The following is a 15,914-nucleotide window of genomic DNA, read 5'->3' as shown; positions in this document are numbered from 1 at the left end:
AGGCTTGTTGGTGATCCAAAGATAGGCGCGCCCAAGAACGCGAAAAAACGAATGCTGCTGATAGGCTTATGAGAAAGGGCGCAAGGCCCAGAACGATGTGCGCAAGACAATCGCGGCCAGAATGCCCAAGTGATCTTACCCTTATGCTACATTGGCCATCGACCTTTTATGTTGGCGCCTTCCCGCAATATCGCGGGATTCCGTCGTCAAATATTGCCGTTTAGCCTTGAGCAATTGGTGCAGATACGTGGCGTAATTGCCCTTGCCCAGCCGGGTTGTGGCGCGTTCAAGACCGGTGTCGTCGATAAAGCCCATGTGCCATGCGATTTCTTCCGGACAGGCGATCTTCATGCCTTGGCGTCGTTCCAGCGTGGCGACGAATTCGGCCGCTTCCAAAAGGCTGTCGGGTGTGCCGGTGTCAAGCCAGGCATAACCGCGCCCCATTTCCATTACGCTCAATTGCCCACGTTCCAGATAGGCGCGGTTGATGTCGGTGATCTCCAGCTCTCCACGTGGGGAAGGGCGCAGATTGGCGGCAATATCGACCACATCAGCGTCATAGAAATACAGCCCCGTCACCGCCCAGTTCGATTTGGGCGCAACGGGCTTTTCCTCGATGGAAATGGCGCGGCGGTGTTCATCGAATTCGACCACGCCATAGCGTTCCGGGTCGGCCACGTGATAGGCAAAGACCGCTGCGCCATCCAATGTCTGACGCACCCGGCGCATTTGATCGGGTAAACCGTGGCCGAAAAAGATATTGTCGCCCAAAACCAGACACGACGGCCCGCCCGCCACGAAATCGGCACCAATCGTATAAGCCTGCGCCAACCCTTTGGGTTCCGGCTGGACCGCATAGGTCAGCGACAGGCCCCATTGCGCCCCGTCGCCCAGCAAATGCTGAAACGCGGGCGCATCATGGGGCGTGGTGATGATCAAAATGTCCCGAATCCCGGCCAGCATCAGCGTGGTCAGCGGATAATAGATCATCGGCTTGTCATAGACCGGCATCAACTGTTTCGACAGCGAGAGCGTCATCGGATACAGGCGCGTGCCGCTGCCCCCGGCCAGAATGATACCCTTCATGCCAGTGCTTCCTTCTGCTTGACCAAGCGAGTGACGGTGGTGACGATCGACGCGCGCCAATCGGGCAGGCGCAGTCCGTAGGATTGGTGGAGGCGCGTTGCGTCCATCCGTGAATTGGCGGGCCGCGCCGCCGGGGTGGGATAATCGGCGGTGCTGATCCGGCGCACACGGGCTGACGGGCCGCCGCATTCGGCGCTGATGGCAAAGATGGCTTCGGCCAGATCGGCCCAGCTCGCCTCGCCCCCGCCGGTCATGTGAAAGGTGCCGCGGGGCGCCTGCGCCGGTTCGCGACAAAGTCGCTGTGCCATCGCCAGTACGGCATCGGCAATGTCGAGCGCGCTGGTCGGATTGCCGATCTGATCGGCGACCACGCCCAGTTCCTCACGCGTTTCGGCAAGGCGCAGCATGGTTTTGACGAAATTCGCGCCAAACGGGCTGTAGACCCATGCCGTGCGCAGGATTACGGCGTCAGGCGCGGCCTTTATCACCGCCTGTTCCCCGGCCAGCTTTGACGCGCCATAAACGCCCAGCGGGGCGACCGGATCACTTTCCCAATATGCCTCCGATTTGGATCCATCAAAGACATAATCGGTGGAAATATGGATCAGCGGCAGGCCCAACGCGCTGGCCGCCGCAGCCACAGCGCCCGCGCCCGTGGCATTGATGGCAAAGGCGGCCTCGGCCTCGCTTTCGGCGCGATCAACCGCGGTATAGGCCGCCGCCGACACGACAACATCCGCCCGTGCCGCCGCCAATGCCGGGGCAATTGTCGCCTGATTGGCCAGATCCATCTCCGGCCGGCCCAGCGGGATGATCGTCACGCCTTTGCCCGCGCGCTCGATCAGGGATGTCACGACCTGCCCGGTCTTGCCTGTCACCGCGATCCTCACGCAGATTTCTCCAGCAATCCCAACCGTTCGCCATCATAATCCTTGCGCAGCGGTTGCCACCACCATGCATTGTCCAGATACCATTGGACGGTCTTTTCAATGCCGCTGTCGAAATTTTCCTGCGCGCGCCATCCCAATTCATTTTCCAGCTTTGTCGCGTCAATGGCATAGCGCGCATCATGGCCGGGCCGGTCGGTGACGAAACGGATCAGCCCGTCACGCGGGGCGTCACCCGGCACCAGTCGGTCAAGAACCTGACAAATGCGGCGCACAACGTCGATGTTGCGGCGTTCATTGCGCCCGCCGACATTATAGGTTTCCCCCGGCCTGCCCCGTTCGATGATGAGGTCGAGCGCCCGCGCGTGATCTTCGACATAGAGCCAGTCGCGGATATTTTCGCCCGCGCCGTAAACCGGCAATTCCCGCCCCGCCAGCGCGTTGAGGATGGTGAGCGGGATCAGCTTTTCCGGGAAATGATAAGGCCCGTAATTGTTCGAGCAATTGGACACCACCACCGGCAAGCCATAGGTGCGGTGCCATGCCTTGGCCAGATGATCGCTGGCCGCCTTGGACGCCGAATAGGGCGAGGAGGGATCATAGGGCGTGGTTTCCTGAAACAGCGCGCCCGGATCATGGTCGAGGCTGCCATAAACCTCGTCCGTGGAAACGTGGAGAAAGCGAAACGCCGCCTTGGCCGCGTCCGTCAGCCCGTTCCAATAGGTGCGGGCCGCCTCCAGCAGGGTGAAGGTGCCCACCACATTGGTCAGGATGAAATCCGCCGCGCCCGTGATCGAACGGTCCACATGGCTTTCCGCGGCCAGGTGCATGATGCGGTCGGGCCGGAAATCGGCGATGGCGCGGGCCATGGCGCCGCCATCGCGAATATCGGCGTGCAGGAAGCGGTGGTTGCCGCGCCCCTCCACCGCGCGCAGCGAGCCCAGATTGCCCGCATAGGTCAGCGCATCGATGGTCAGCACATCAAACCCGCGTTCCAGCACCAGATGACGCACCAGCGCCGACCCAATGAAGCCCGCCCCGCCCGTGACGATTACGCGCATCCGACCAGTCCTTTATCGCTGAAATAGGGGGGCAGGTCGGCCAGCAGCGGCTGCACCTTGTCCTTGCCCGAAAGAGTGGCCGGATCGGCCAGGTCGGGCCATGCAACGCCAATGGCGGGGTCGTTCCACATCACGCCCTTGTCATGGTCGGGGCTGTAATATTGCGTCACCTTATAGGCGACGATGGTGTCGGGTTTGAGCGTGCAGAACCCATGGGCAAAGCCGGTCGGCACCCACAATTGGTTGCATTTTTCGGGCGTCAGTTCGACCGCGATCCATCGGCCAAAGGTGGACGAACCATGGCGGATATCGACCGCCACATCCAGAATGGCGCCGGCCGCGCATCGCACCAATTTGCCCTGCGCCATGGGGTTGGATTGGAAATGCAGGCCCCGGATCGTGCCCACGCGGGCCGACAGCGACTGGTTTTCCTGAACAAAGCTTACCGTGCCAGCGGCCTGCGAAAACAGGTCTTCGCGGAAAACCTCGGCAAAGTAACCACGTTCATCGCCCAGCTTTTTGGGGATGATTTCAACCGGGCCGGCAATGTCGAATTTTCTGAATTCCATCGTCCGTCGTCGCTCTGCAAGTGCCGACGATGGCGATGCCAGTTTCCCAATGGCCTGTCTTGGCGAACTGAATGCAAAATCGATGTTATCGTGATCGATCTGGCGCTGATCCAGAGGTGTTGGCGGCTGATTTGATCGAAAATTGATACATTGTGGCGGAACGGTAATGACGCGACTTCATCAAGCCTGCGCTGTGGACGGCACGGGTTTTGCCGGAGGCTTTGGGGAACAAGTTATGCCGCTGTGGGGAGCACGCTATCGCCTGGTGCATCCCAACCGTGCGGCTCGGACCCTTGGCGGAAGGGGCGAGTTATGCCCCTTCCGAAAAATATGGAACCAAGGTGTCAACCGGGAGACAGGGTCAACGAGGAATGAGACGAAGGATCGTTTCTTGCAGATCTGCAGTGTTACCGCTGGCGCAGTAGGCAAGGCCGCTCCAGCCAATATAGATCTTGCGCGGGTCATGCGGGGTGAACTTGCCCCGTGCCAGAAGGCTGATGTGAATGGTCCCGTTGGGGCCGACGGCGCCCAGAAAACGATAGTAGGTCGGATGCTGTGTCAGCGTCACCGTGGTCGATCCTGCGCCGCCATCGACAATCGCGCATGGGTCTGGATCACTCGTGCTGGGGCGGTGCAGGCGCAGGAAGATCTCGGCCTGCGAACCTTCCGGCAGATCGGTTCGGAACGCAATTTCGGCGCGACGGTCAGAAGTCCACACTCCCCAGTGTTCACAACCGTGCCAGTTGCGTGCACGGGCCGCGCGGAATGTGATGATGGGGCGATCTTCGGCTGCCGAGACGAGGATATCGTGATCGCCGCCGGTGATGACCTGGCGAGCGGGGAGAAGCGGGAGAGCATGGTCGGGATCATCGGAAGAGGCCACGGCACATTCAATCGCCGATTGGTAAAATTCGTCGCAAAAGTCGCGCCAGCTTTTGGGCTTGAACGAATTGGCGATACTGTCCTGCCATGCTTGCAGGTCGGCGCGGTCAACAATGGGACGCCTAATGGCTTCGAGCGCGGTTTGCCAGTCGAATGGGTCAAAATACCGTACAAATTCGCGACCAACCTCGGGCATGGCCGTCGTGTTCGAGGCAAGGCAAGGTTTGCCATAGGCCAGGCTTTCGCCAATCGGCAGGCCAAAACCTTCAGCAAAGCTGGGATAGACCGTGAACATCGCCCGTTTGTAGAGCGTTTCCATCATCACGTCGGAAATGCCGTTGAAGATGAACAGCCAATCGTCCTCATAGCCTTGATTATCGATGTAGGCGTGCAGGGTGTCGATCTGCCAACCCCATTTGCCGACAAAAACCAAATAGGGGACCTTGTCACCCATTTCTTTGCGAAGCTCTTCCCAAACCTGGATCAAGAGCTTGTGATTTTTACGAATTTCTATGGTGGAAACGACCAATACATAGTCGTTTTCGATAACGAAATTCAGCTTGGGGTCGCTCAATTCTGCTGCGGAATTTTGAAGCTCAACGATATTCAGTTCGGTTGGAAGAAGCACTTCCTTGACCGGAATGTTAAGATGTTTCGTCTGTTCAAGATAGAGCTTGACGTCATCGCGCACATAGGCCGAATTGGTCAGGACGAAATCGCAAAGTTCCAAAGCATCGGAAAGCTGAATGTTGAAGCGGTCGACCGCATCCGGCATCACATAGTCTTTGTTGCGGATCTGGATAAGGTCATGAATAAATAGGCCAAATTTCATGCCGTTCCGGCGAAGTTCGGCCACTCGATCATAGCGATTTATGATCCAGAACGCGCCGGCAATGACAAAAATATCCCCCGCAGATGGGCTGGCTAGCGATTTTGACCGTTCAACATTGCCGACGTTGCGAAGAATTTCGTCGCGATTGACATGCGTGGCATGAAACAATTCGACCAGTTCGATAAATGTGTTGTAGCTTACTGAAAAAATCCGGCCCGTATCATATTCCGGCAAAACCGGGACGATGCGATAGCCCTTGATCCGCGCCTCTTGCACGCTGAGCATGAGATTGCCGCAAACGCGCTGGATGCCGCTCAAGCTGACATTGTGGCGGGCGTAATCAATGAAATCCGTGACATCGAACCAGATGGTGTGAAGCCCGGCACCGCCCGCCGGCAGTTCAATGCCAGCCACAGCAAGCGCACCGCTCGCCTCGATCTCGTGCCGCGCGTGCTCATTTTTTGGGTCAAGATTATAGGCCTGTTGATAGCACCAGGCGGCTTCGGGCATATCGCCCAAAAGCTTGAATAAGTGCCCTCGTTGCAGGTGCAGATCGGAATTGTCGCTGTTGATTCTTATGGCCTGATCATAGGCGGCAAGCGCTTCTTCAAGGCGCCCGGCCTCTTTCAGGCAGTTGCCCAGTTGGACGACATAGCCAAACGTGAGAAAATTGTAGCCAACGGAATCCAGAAATTCCTGATAAAGCTCTGCTGCACGATTCCAGTTGCGCTGGTCGCGTTGTTGATCCGCCTCTCTCGTTAGAGCCCTTTTCCCAAGCAAGTTGATCCTTTTAGGAAAGCTGCCCCTCGTGATCATGCTGAAATCTCCAATTTGATAGGTGCGCCGTCAAGTTTGGACAGACCTTTGCCTTTGGGCGGAACTGCTTCGACAAACTTCAGAATATCATGGCAGAATGCGGCTTCGGTCATGTGCTGTGGCACGGGCGGGATGTCGATCGTATGGCGCCGCGCGACAGACAGTATTGCCGCTTCCCATGCTTCGACATTATCTGGCGGCAGCAGCGTCGTAGTAGCATGGGCGATTTCGCGATGCGCGGTAATATCCGACGCGATCGTCGGGACGCCCATGGCAATGCCTTCCAAAAGTGGTAGGCCGAAGCCTTCCGCCAGAGATGGGCTGAGCAAAGCCGCACAGCCTGCGACAAGACGTGCAAGCGATGGACTGGACAGGCCGGAAACAGCATGGACCCGCCGCCGCAGGCCCTGCACCTCGACCAACGGAGCCAGAATGTGGGTGGCATTTAAACTTGGTGCCCCCACAATCACCAGATGAGGCGTGTTTTCGCCCATTTTCTCCAGCAAGCGCGACCAGACCCGCAAAAGCAGGCCAAAGTTCTTGCGAGGTTCGATCGATGATATCGCCACGAAATAGTGCTTTTCGGCCAATTCGGGCAAGGCCTCTCGAACCTGCGTAAAAGCTGAAGGTATTGGCAGTGGTCGGACCATTCCCGGAACGACCCGACGATGCTTTTGTTTGACCACCTCGTCGACGCAAGCTTTGGCAAAGGCGGTGCCAAAAAGGAAGCAATCAGCGTGTCGTGCCGCCGTCTGCAACATGCGTGCATGGTTTTCGACAGACGAAGGCTTGACAAGTTCCGGGTGGTCGAGTGGGATCGTGTCATGAACCATCATCGCGCATGTGATATCCGGTCGTTGAGTTAACCATTCAAAAAAGGATGGCACAGCCAGGCCGATCTGACCGATATTCATGTAGATCGCGTCTTTTGGAATGGATCGGGCCGCATTTTCGCCAATCTTGATCCCGATCTGACGAAGCATTTTGATATGGCGCCACGCCCCGTGCAGACGCGTTAAGCCTGCTGCCCCTGAATGGGCAGATTGATCTTCGTGCGGAGATGATGCGGTCATGTCTTTGATAAGCCATTGCAGCTTTGGGTCGCCATCTGTGTCTGGATTTTCATTCCAGACATTTTGCAAATGCTCCAAGAGTTGACGCGTCACTGATGCGGGATATGCGCGCACACCCATGGGAGTTGGTAAAACGCCCATGTGCGGGGTCTGCGGATCGCTGAAAATGTGGCTGGCCAAAGCCAGATCCACGCGGTCAATTCCGCGTGGCGTCAAAAAATTCGGGCCAATGAACAGTCGACACAGGTCATATGCGATAATGCGTGTCATGCCTTGGTCAGCCAAAAATTCGCAAATGATACAAAATGATATCTCTCATCGCTTTTCATGGATCTGACTTAAAGAGCAGAGCAACCCAACTTGTCATAAATACCGTGCAACCTGGCAATGAAGGCGTCATCGGAAAATTTGCGAGACTGCGCTAGGCCTGCTGCAGCCAGCCTGGCAACCATTTCGTCATCTTCATCGATAGCCCGAATGGCTGATGCGATATCCCGAGTGCTATATGGATCAACCAGGAGCCCGCCTTCGCCCACAACTTCGGGAACGGAGCTGGTGGTTGATCCCACAACAGGCGTACCCAACTGAATTGCTTCCAACGCTGGCAAGCCAAACCCTTCGTAAAGCGAGGTGAAAAGCACGGCCCTTGCTGAACGGATCAGACGGAACAGCAAATCACGGGGCAGATATTTCAACTGCATGATTTGCTGATTGGGCCTACGGCCATAAACGGTGCCATCGGGCCCCAACGCGCCGCTCGCCTCGGACATGCCCCAGTCGCGCGATGAAACGATGACAAGTGGTTTTTGGGTTTGCGATGCAAGATAGGCATCAACAATCCGGCCAAGGTTCTTTTTGGGGTCGGCTGCGCCAAAAAACAAATAGAAATCGCGAGGTGGTAAACCAAATAGGCTTTGGATCATGGCGTGATCCTCTGCCTCGCTGGAATTAGCAACAGTATCAGGAATAGGGCTCGACTGATAAGTATTGGTAACCGATTCAGGGCTGATTTCGAACATTGACAAAATGTCATTGCGACTGGCTTCGGATACAGTCGCAATATGATCGGCCTGCTTCAGAATCGCCTTGATCAGTTTGCGATAGTAAACCTTGTTGTCGCGCGTCGTGTGCGGCAGCTTCAGCGGCACCAGATCGTGCAGCGTATAGATATTTCGGCTGCCGACCATTCGGACCGGAACAGGGTATGTCCAATGCATGACCGGGGGGGGATTGGGCACGCTGATCTGCGTGATCCGACCGAAAGTCAGAAAACGGGCGGCCGCCAGTTCGAATAGCAACGGACTGGTCCACAATGCCGAAAAATCGGGCCAGCGCGTACCGAAACTGCGTCGATCAACGTGATCCGTCAACGGCACCTGGGTTAAATTGGGGCCGGACCACGGGGAACCGATAAAGGCCCGCGCGATCCGCTTGCGCGAAAGGGCGCGTTTGTCCCCTTGGCCAAAGCGTTCAAAAAATAGGGACTCATAGGTATCGCTGGCCTTGCCAGGATCGATTCCAAAGATCCCTTCCACGCAATGTCCGCTTTTCATCAGCACTTTGGCCAATGAGGCGCCATAAGTGGCAACACCCGTGCCATCGGGGATCGCAAGATTAAAGCCGTCAAGTCCGATACGCACTTTATCTAATCCACTTATTGCGCTGCATAGCGGACGGCCATGGCCGGGCTGAACAGGTTGCTAATCAGGTTAACGAATTTCTGTGTCATATTTCCGGACGAATTGGCAAAAAGGATCACATCCTTGTCGCGCATCACCACCCGTTGAGAGAGGAAATAGGAATCCATTTTCATCATGTTAAGCTGGTAAACAACCGGAACTGGATTGCCGTCAGGGTTGAGTTCATATCGACACAGAAATACACCGCGAGGGTTGGCGCGATAATCAGAAGGGCCGGAAGCTCGTGCAATGGCTTCGGCCAATGTAACGTCCTTGGTTTCGAAATAGACCTGATTGATCTTGTCGCTGGCGCCAAAAACGGTGAAGCTGCGCCGGGTGCGCACCAGTTCGATCCGGTCGCCGGGCATCAAATTGATATTGGCGGGCGAACCGGCATTAATCAGATGCATCGGCGCGGATACGACTGTATCACCGCGCTGTACGCGTACCTCCAGTTCATTGGGATCGACGCTGCCCCCCCCCGCCAGGGCTATCGCATCAAGCAACCTTTCGTGCGCTGCGGTCAGGCGGTATCGGCCGGATTTTTGTACCGCGCCTTCCAAATAAACCGCATTGCGCAAAGTCTCGGTGATGCTGACCGTGACTTCCGGGTGTTCTGACATGCTTTTAAGCCGACCGCGAATTATCGCGGCCACGCGCTCGGGATAGTCGCCCGATACATGGATCGTCCCGATATATGGCAAATCGATCGAGCCGTCCTCACGGACTTGAAATACAAAACTTTGCGATGCCGCGGTCGAGGTTGCCGGGGCCGCGCCAGCGCTTGTTGCCGGCATGGCCCCGCGCCCGAACAGGCTGACCCCGATTTCGAAGATTGAAATGCTCAGACTGTCCCCTGGGCGAATTCGGTCGGCACGCTCTGTAACCGCATTGGCATTTAACGCGGCCAAACGAAGCACGCCGGGATCGGTGATCGTGGGGATCGACGCCAGGGTCTGGGCGTCCAACACCTTCAAGGTGAAAGGAAGGGCTGCTTTGTTGGCGTTGGCCTCGTTGACCACTTGCTTAACCGTTGGGCCGCTGGTCGGAAGGCTGGCGCATGCGGACAAGGTCGTGACCGACAAGGCTGCGGCGGCCGTTTGCAAGGACCGTCGCACGGAGTGGATGCGAAAGAGTGGTCGTGTGGATGGGGTGCTCATAGACCGCGTCTGCCAATTGTCGATGGAGGGGGAGGGGGCGAGGACAATGATTTGATTGCGATTGCGATGCCCTTTCAAACACGGATCATTTTTTGGGTCGCGCATTTGCTATGGAAGGAAGGCGCAGTTCGGGGAAATCTAGGGTTTGAAGCGACTCCCCAGATTGTCAAAGTCGGTGCCGGGATCCTTGTCGAAAAGCGTCTTTGCCTTTGCCAGGTCAACCTTAACCATCCAAACGAAGCATAGGAAAATGGCAACCCACATGATGGAGATCACTTCATCCAGCAGCGCATATTTCATAAATTTCGTGTCGACCAATTGATGACCAATGGCAATTTCCAGCAACGCCCAACAAGCGATGCCAAGCCGAAGCTCTGTCGCGCCCATGCCTCCGTAGGAAAGATTGTGCTCTTTGATAACCATTACCTTGAGGTAGGTATAGGAACTCATGAGCATGTACATCGATAATGCCAAAACCGCTGAAAAAATGGTGAAATGCGGTGAAAGGCCAAGCCCTGCAAAGATGAAGACCTGCGAAATGAGGTCGCAGGAATGATCAATGAAATAGCCGATGTGAGGGCGTTCAATCTGTCGATAGCGTGCCAAGGTTCCATCGAGAGAGTCGCCGAGCCAATTCAGCAATAATCCCAGAATGGCGAAAACGACAAAAGAGTAGGCGATATTCATCGCAATCAGGCCGATCATCGTCAGGATCGCGCCCAGCACCCCCAGAAGCGTCAGATGATCCGGATGCACGCTATCGGGTACGCGGATGACCAACCAGCGTAATGCCTTGCGTTCTGCCTTTGCCAGCAGGCCCAGATTTATACGCGTATGCTCAATATCTGCAGTCGTGTGTAATGCAGTTGAAGAAGTTGCTGTAAAATCTGAATTTACCTGCGGCTTGCCAGGATTCTTCATGAAATTTTCGCCGTACTAATGAATATTCACCCAATTTTATTTAAGTATTTGCAAATATGGGTAAATCTCTTGAAAACGAAATGGATGGAGCGGAAAAAACCTTCTGTCGCTGTACGAGATCAATGTCTCATCTGCAACGCGTGATGTACCTCGCATGCTTCGGTTACCGTGTCATAGAAGGTTAACGCCCCTCGATACAACACCGCGCCATGCGTGCAGTACTGTTCAAGCATATATGGATCGTGCGACGTCATGATCAGCGTGCTGTGGTCACGCCGTAACATGAGTTCTTCCTCACAGCGCTTGCGAAAACGCACGTCGCCTGCCGCGGCAACCTCGTCCACGAGATAGCAATCAAAATCAATGGCAAGCGAAACGCCAAAAGCCAGGCGCGAAATCATGCCCGAAGAATATGTGCTGACAGGTTGATTGAGATATGCCCCAAGGCGGGCAAAATCCTCGACGTAATCGAGGACTTCCTGCTCATCATGCCGGTAAATGCGAGCGATGAAGCGGGCATTGTCGGCGCCGGTCATGGAGCCTTGAAAGCAGCTGCCAAATCCGATCGGCCAAGATGTCTTCATCTGTCGCTCAATATGGCCGGCGGTTGGAAATTCTACGCCGCCGATCAATCGAAGAAGGGTCGATTTGCCGGCTCCGTTAGCGCCGCAAATTGCTAGACTTTGGCCCGGCTTTATATCAAACGTCAGGCCGGAAAATACTCGGCGCGTCAGCCCTCTTGCGTGGTAAATTTTTGACACGTCGTGAAATTTGATCATGATCGCATTCTCTCGTCGCGTCCGGGGCTTGGGTCATTGGATTTGAATCCGTTCCTCGAGCCATTAGTAGATTGCGCAAAAGTTGACCAGTAGGTAGTTGCATCCGAATGTTGCGCAAAATCGTCAGTAAGCTTGCCGGGCATCAGGCCGGTATGGGGAAAGCTCCTGAATATGTTTCGGATTTGGTTTCCGCGTTAGACCTCAAACGCGAGGCTCGGACCCTCAATGAGGCGACGATACGAAGTCTATGTCACAGTGCATACCTTGGCGACAATACCGCCCTGTGTCGGGTGCTGGGTCGATATAAAATGTATGTCGATAGTCAGGATTTCGGGCTTTCGCCGCATCTGATGCTCGATGGTTATTGGGAAATGTGGGTCACAGAGGCTCTTGTTTCGCTGGTCCGGCCCGGCATGGTTGTGGCCGATATCGGGGCCAATCTGGGCTATTATGCTTTGTTGCTTGCCGATCTGGTGGGCGATGCCGGTATGGTCCATGCCTTTGAACCTAACCCTCGCATGGCTTGTCTGCTTAACCGCAGCATTTCCATGAACGGCTTTTCCTCCCGCATTGCGCTGCACCAAGTCGCACTTGGGTCGGAAAATTCTGGTGAAGTTGCTTTGCTTGTCCCGCCCGGCGATCCCAAAAACGGTCATATTGTGCCGATTGACGCGAGCCTGCCCCTGGACGCTGCCCGTGTTCCGTTGGCCCGATTGGATGGCCGCGCAGATTGGGCGAACATCGAATTTGCCAAAATTGACGTAGAAGGCGCAGAGCAGATCGTCTGGGCCGGGGCTCAGGGTCTGCTTGACAATGGCATGCTGAAAACTGTGCTTCTGGAGTTTACGCCAGATCGGTACGCTGATCCGGCGGAATTTGTCAGGGCATTGACGAAGCCCGGTTTTTCATTGTCATGTGTTGATCCTGTCGATGGGATTGTCGACATCACTTTGGAACAGATCCTGCAAATGCCCCCCCACCAAGATATTATTCTTGTCCTGAGGCGTTGATCGGTGCGTCAAATAGACCCCTTCTCATATTTCGTTGAATATGCCAGCCAGCTCAGCGGCTTTGGCGGGGGGCAGCCTTCGCCAGACCCGCAATATTGCTTTCATACGCGGTATGAAACGGTGCGTCCGGGCCGTGCCATTTATTCGCTAAAGTTGATCGGGGCCCAATCTTCGCAGGGTGAATTGACGGTGCGCGTCCATGCATTTCGCCCTGATTCAGGTTATCCGCCAAGCCTTGCGGCTGGTAACCGCATCGATTTGGAGGTGGACGGTCGACAGGATTTGGAGGTCTATCTCCCTTTCCAGGCGATCAAGGGTGTCGATTACGCCTTGTATGGCTACTTTTCCGAACAGACCAACCTGTCGGTGGAGAAGGTCGAAATTCTGTTGGACGAGCCTGCGGATGAAGAGGCCGTCGAAATCGAGGCGCCCAGATCCTTATTGGCCCAACCGAGCGGTGCTCCTGAATCAGGCCCGGCAACGGGCCTGATTCATTATGATGCGGTTTTGCGGGATCGCCCGGTTTCTCAAGATTGTACATGGCGCCAATTGCAAGGGCAGGGCGCGACCGATGAACAGCTGCTCGACTGGCGTGAGGCGGTATGCCTGGCCGCTTTGCCCTGTTATGGTGTGGATATAGCAGGCCTTGACGGTTGGGCGTTAGGCCCGATCCACGGTGCGACCGTAGAATATTTGGCGCAGCAGCGCTTTGCCTTGTCGCTTCGTGACGCGGTGCCGGATGAAAGCCTCCAGGAATTTGCGGATTTTCTGTTGTGGCCTCATGCCGTAGGCGGTGGCCCTGATGGGGCGATGCGGTGGGATGATCTCTATGGCTGGCTATCGAGGCTGAAGGTTGGAGGTCTGGGGGTCGTCTGCATAAGTTATGACGCAAATACATTGGTATCGGTGGGGTATGCCCGCAATGAAATCAAAAAGTGGGTGTTCCGCCTGATCGGAATGGGCTACTCGGTCGCGCCTTTGGCTTTTGCTGAGGCGCAGGATTTGGCCATCGATGATTCAGGAAAAGCAGCCTTTTGCCTGATCGTGCGGAGACAGTGACTTTGGGCACGGAAACGCAAATTTCGAAAGGTGGGCAGCGTTCCTGGCTGGACCAACTGTTGGAGGGGCTGGCGGTTCAGGCGGCGGTGGTGCGTGCTTTGTTGCTGCGTGATTTGCAGTCGCGCTATGGCCGTCACAACATCGGTTACCTTTGGGTAATTGGCGAGCCCTTGATGCTTGCTTCGGTTATTACGCTTTTGCATACGCTGGCCACGCATGGTGAAAAGTCGCATGGCATTGCGCCTTTCACATTTATCCTGACGGGATATTGTCTGTTCATGGTGTTCCGTTCGGCCACGACCAGGTCGGATGGTATTCTCCATTCGTCAGAGTCTCTGCTCTATCACCGAATGATCCAACCTCTTGATGTAATTGTCGCTCAGATGACGCTGGACTTTTTGGCGGCTGTTTCTGCGCTGATCCTGTTACAGGTGCTGGGAATCATCTTCGGCTTGTCCACTTTTCCCGCACGGCCGATTTATGTGATCGGCGCTCTGGTGCTCATTGGAACATTTTCGTTTGCGGTGAGCATGATTGTTGCGGCCTATTCCTATCGCAGCGCCTTTGTGGAGCGCCTGATCCATCCACTTACCTATTTCACCGGACCGTTAAGTGGGGCCATGTTTTCAATGTCCTTCCTTCCATCCGGCGCGCGCGCTTATATGGCCTGGAATCCAATGATGGGCATTTTTGAAATGGCCCGCTATGGCCAGTTCCAGCAGGCATCTGACAAATGGATGCATATCGATTTTGTGGTCGGTGTCATTTGCTTCTTGACCTTCTGGGGATTGATCGAAATCCGCCGTATCCGGCGGGAAATTCATGTCCCTTGATCTCATGACTTTGCTATTTTTGAAATGGAGTGCCTGCTAGTGCACGGACTTATTCAACCCAAGGCCCAGATCGGTACGCGAAGCAGGGGGGGGAGTCTGCTGTCTCAGCTGTTGAGCATTGTGCAGAAAAACCGTGCATTCTTTCTGATTGTCGTTTTGCCGACGTTGGCGGTGGCAGGCTATTATACGATTTTTGCCGCTGATCAGTACGAATCCAGTGCAAATTTCGTTGTTCGCCGCTCGGACAGTGTCGCCTCGACCTCGGGCATGGGACAGATGCTGGGCTTTAGCATCGGCGGCAGTGCGACAGGGCCAGATGCCGTGATGGTTCAGGAGTACCTTTTGTCGCACAACGCCGTAAAGGAACTGGCCAACAAGGACGATCTGGTGGGTATTTTTCGCCGGCCAGAAGCAGACATATTCAGCCGCCTGTGGTCAGAGCGCCCGGCGCCCGAGCGCCTGCTGGACTATTATCAACGCCATATCGACGTGCAGGCCGATGAGAGCAGTGGAGTCCTCCATTTGACCGTCCACAGCTTCCGCCCGGAGGATTCCTACCACTTGGCGCAACGCTTGTTGGAATTGGGTGAGCGGCAGATCAATGCCATCAATGAGCGCACTTATCGGGACAATATCGCCTCTTCTTTGCGTGAAATGAATCAGGCACGTGAGCAATTGGCAGAGGTGCAAGTCAAGTTGACGTCCTATCGGCGCGATAATGCCGACGTCGATCCGGAAAGCACGGGGCGCGCCCAGTTGAACCTGGTGACCAGCCTTACGGCCAATCTGGTGGATGCCCGCGCGCGGTTGCAGGCAATGGCTGGTGTGGTAAGCCCCGCCAGTCCGCAATATCAGGCATTGGCGCGGCAGGTTCGTGCGCTGGAATCCCAAGTGGCAGGGCAGGATAGCAAGATCGCCGGGTCTGACCATTCCGTTGCGAGCCGTCTTTCCGATTATGAGCAGTTGGTTATTCAGCGCGATGAGATCGCCAAGGTCTATTCCGAGGCGGCGGTGCGCTATCAGGCTGCGCAGGCCGAGGCTCGTCGCAAGCAGCTTTATCTGATCCGTGTGGTGGATCCCAATATGCCGGGCAAAGCGGAGTTTCCAAAGCGTTTGCAAATGATCATTTCTGTTTTTGCCGGACTTTTCTTCCTTTACGGGATTGGCTGGTTGTTGTGGGCCGGCGTCAAGGAACACAGCATGTAATGCACTTTTGTTGGCGCAGGGTGGTGTGCCGGCATAAACATTTGCTAAAGCGAGATTTTAC

At 55.6% G+C, this 15,914-nt stretch carries 14 protein-coding genes; 4 read left to right on the top strand and 10 right to left on the bottom strand.

The genetic code is table 11. The features are described 5' to 3' along the window. Positions 1–141 precede the first annotated feature (141 nt). The 10 genes from rfbA to ACZ9HU_RS09075 form a co-directional block, all read right to left on the bottom strand. Positions 142–1,086, bottom strand: a complete 945-nt coding sequence (gene rfbA, locus ACZ9HU_RS09120; protein ID WP_476104380.1) for a glucose-1-phosphate thymidylyltransferase RfbA — start codon at positions 1,084–1,086, stop codon at positions 142–144. Next, a complete protein-coding gene (gene rfbD, locus ACZ9HU_RS09115; RefSeq protein WP_476104378.1) occupies positions 1,083–1,976 on the bottom strand; it encodes a dTDP-4-dehydrorhamnose reductase in 894 nt (297 codons plus the stop codon). Before rfbD ends, rfbA begins: the two co-directional genes overlap by 4 nt. After that, on the bottom strand, positions 1,973–3,034 hold the full coding sequence (rfbB, locus tag ACZ9HU_RS09110) for a dTDP-glucose 4,6-dehydratase (RefSeq protein WP_476104376.1): 1,062 nt from the start codon (positions 3,032–3,034) through the stop codon (positions 1,973–1,975). The genes rfbD and rfbB overlap by 4 nt, the downstream gene beginning before the upstream one ends. Further along, positions 3,025–3,603, bottom strand: a complete 579-nt coding sequence (gene rfbC / locus ACZ9HU_RS09105; protein WP_476104374.1) for a dTDP-4-dehydrorhamnose 3,5-epimerase — start codon at positions 3,601–3,603, stop codon at positions 3,025–3,027. The genes rfbB and rfbC overlap by 10 nt, the downstream gene beginning before the upstream one ends. A 361-nt stretch (positions 3,604–3,964) precedes the next feature. Next, on the bottom strand, positions 3,965–6,133 hold the full coding sequence (locus tag ACZ9HU_RS09100) for a glycosyltransferase family 4 protein (protein ID WP_476104372.1): 2,169 nt from the start codon (positions 6,131–6,133) through the stop codon (positions 3,965–3,967). Next, positions 6,130–7,476, bottom strand: coding sequence for a glycosyltransferase (locus ACZ9HU_RS09095; protein ID WP_476104371.1), 1,347 nt, complete (start codon positions 7,474–7,476; stop codon positions 6,130–6,132). Before ACZ9HU_RS09095 ends, ACZ9HU_RS09100 begins: the two co-directional genes overlap by 4 nt. Positions 7,477–7,544: 68 nt before the next feature. Then, the gene (locus ACZ9HU_RS09090) at positions 7,545–8,846 is read right to left on the bottom strand and encodes a glycosyltransferase family 4 protein (protein ID WP_476104369.1); all 1,302 of its coding nucleotides are present in this window, start codon (positions 8,844–8,846) and stop codon (positions 7,545–7,547) included. Positions 8,847–8,860: 14 nt separating this feature from the next. Next, positions 8,861–9,970, bottom strand: a complete 1,110-nt coding sequence (locus ACZ9HU_RS09085; protein WP_476104367.1) for a polysaccharide biosynthesis/export family protein — start codon at positions 9,968–9,970, stop codon at positions 8,861–8,863. Between the two features lie 213 nt (positions 9,971–10,183). Further along, positions 10,184–10,966: a CDP-alcohol phosphatidyltransferase family protein gene (locus ACZ9HU_RS09080; RefSeq protein WP_476104365.1), complete on the bottom strand. Its 783-nt coding sequence runs from the start codon at positions 10,964–10,966 to the stop codon at positions 10,184–10,186. A 119-nt stretch (positions 10,967–11,085) separates the two neighbouring features. Beyond that, complete coding sequence (locus tag ACZ9HU_RS09075; RefSeq protein WP_476104363.1) at positions 11,086–11,745, bottom strand: ABC transporter ATP-binding protein; 660 nt, start codon at positions 11,743–11,745, stop codon at positions 11,086–11,088. Between the two features lie 107 nt (positions 11,746–11,852). On the opposite strand from ACZ9HU_RS09075, the gene ACZ9HU_RS09070 reads away from it, so the two are divergent. The 4 genes from ACZ9HU_RS09070 to ACZ9HU_RS09055 all read left to right on the top strand — a co-directional run bounded on the left by ACZ9HU_RS09070 (position 11,853) and on the right by ACZ9HU_RS09055 (position 15,853). Continuing rightward, complete coding sequence (locus ACZ9HU_RS09070; protein ID WP_476104362.1) at positions 11,853–12,755, top strand: FkbM family methyltransferase; 903 nt, start codon at positions 11,853–11,855, stop codon at positions 12,753–12,755. A gap of 3 nt (positions 12,756–12,758) precedes the next feature. Beyond that, positions 12,759–13,814 (top strand): hypothetical protein, encoded by a 1,056-nt coding sequence (locus ACZ9HU_RS09065; protein WP_476104360.1) that lies wholly within the window; start codon positions 12,759–12,761, stop codon positions 13,812–13,814. Further along, positions 13,811–14,647, top strand: a complete 837-nt coding sequence (locus tag ACZ9HU_RS09060; RefSeq protein WP_476104359.1) for an ABC transporter permease — start codon at positions 13,811–13,813, stop codon at positions 14,645–14,647. Before ACZ9HU_RS09065 ends, ACZ9HU_RS09060 begins: the two co-directional genes overlap by 4 nt. A gap of 111 nt (positions 14,648–14,758) precedes the next feature. Next, positions 14,759–15,853 (top strand): KpsE/RkpR family capsule polysaccharide export protein, encoded by a 1,095-nt coding sequence (locus tag ACZ9HU_RS09055; protein ID WP_476104357.1) that lies wholly within the window; start codon positions 14,759–14,761, stop codon positions 15,851–15,853. Positions 15,854–15,914: the final 61 nt, after the last annotated feature.

The organism is Novosphingobium sp. Sphag1I (assembly GCF_056279125.1).
Note: the sequence above shows the minus strand (reverse complement) of the source record. Positions and strands in the feature narration are given on the sequence as shown.

Coding starts and splice junctions, on each gene's coding strand:
- ACZ9HU_RS09070 (WP_476104362.1), top strand. CDS start 11,853: ATGTTGCGCAAAATCGTCAGTAAGCTTGCCGGGCATCAGGCCGGTATG.
- ACZ9HU_RS09100 (WP_476104372.1), bottom strand. CDS start 6,133: ATGATCACGAGGGGCAGCTTTCCTAAAAGGATCAACTTGCTTGGGAAA.
- rfbC (WP_476104374.1), bottom strand. CDS start 3,603: ATGGAATTCAGAAAATTCGACATTGCCGGCCCGGTTGAAATCATCCCC.
- ACZ9HU_RS09095 (WP_476104371.1), bottom strand. CDS start 7,476: ATGACACGCATTATCGCATATGACCTGTGTCGACTGTTCATTGGCCCG.
- ACZ9HU_RS09080 (WP_476104365.1), bottom strand. CDS start 10,966: ATGAAGAATCCTGGCAAGCCGCAGGTAAATTCAGATTTTACAGCAACT.
- rfbB (WP_476104376.1), bottom strand. CDS start 3,034: ATGCGCGTAATCGTCACGGGCGGGGCGGGCTTCATTGGGTCGGCGCTG.
- ACZ9HU_RS09075 (WP_476104363.1), bottom strand. CDS start 11,745: ATGATCAAATTTCACGACGTGTCAAAAATTTACCACGCAAGAGGGCTG.
- rfbA (WP_476104380.1), bottom strand. CDS start 1,086: ATGAAGGGTATCATTCTGGCCGGGGGCAGCGGCACGCGCCTGTATCCG.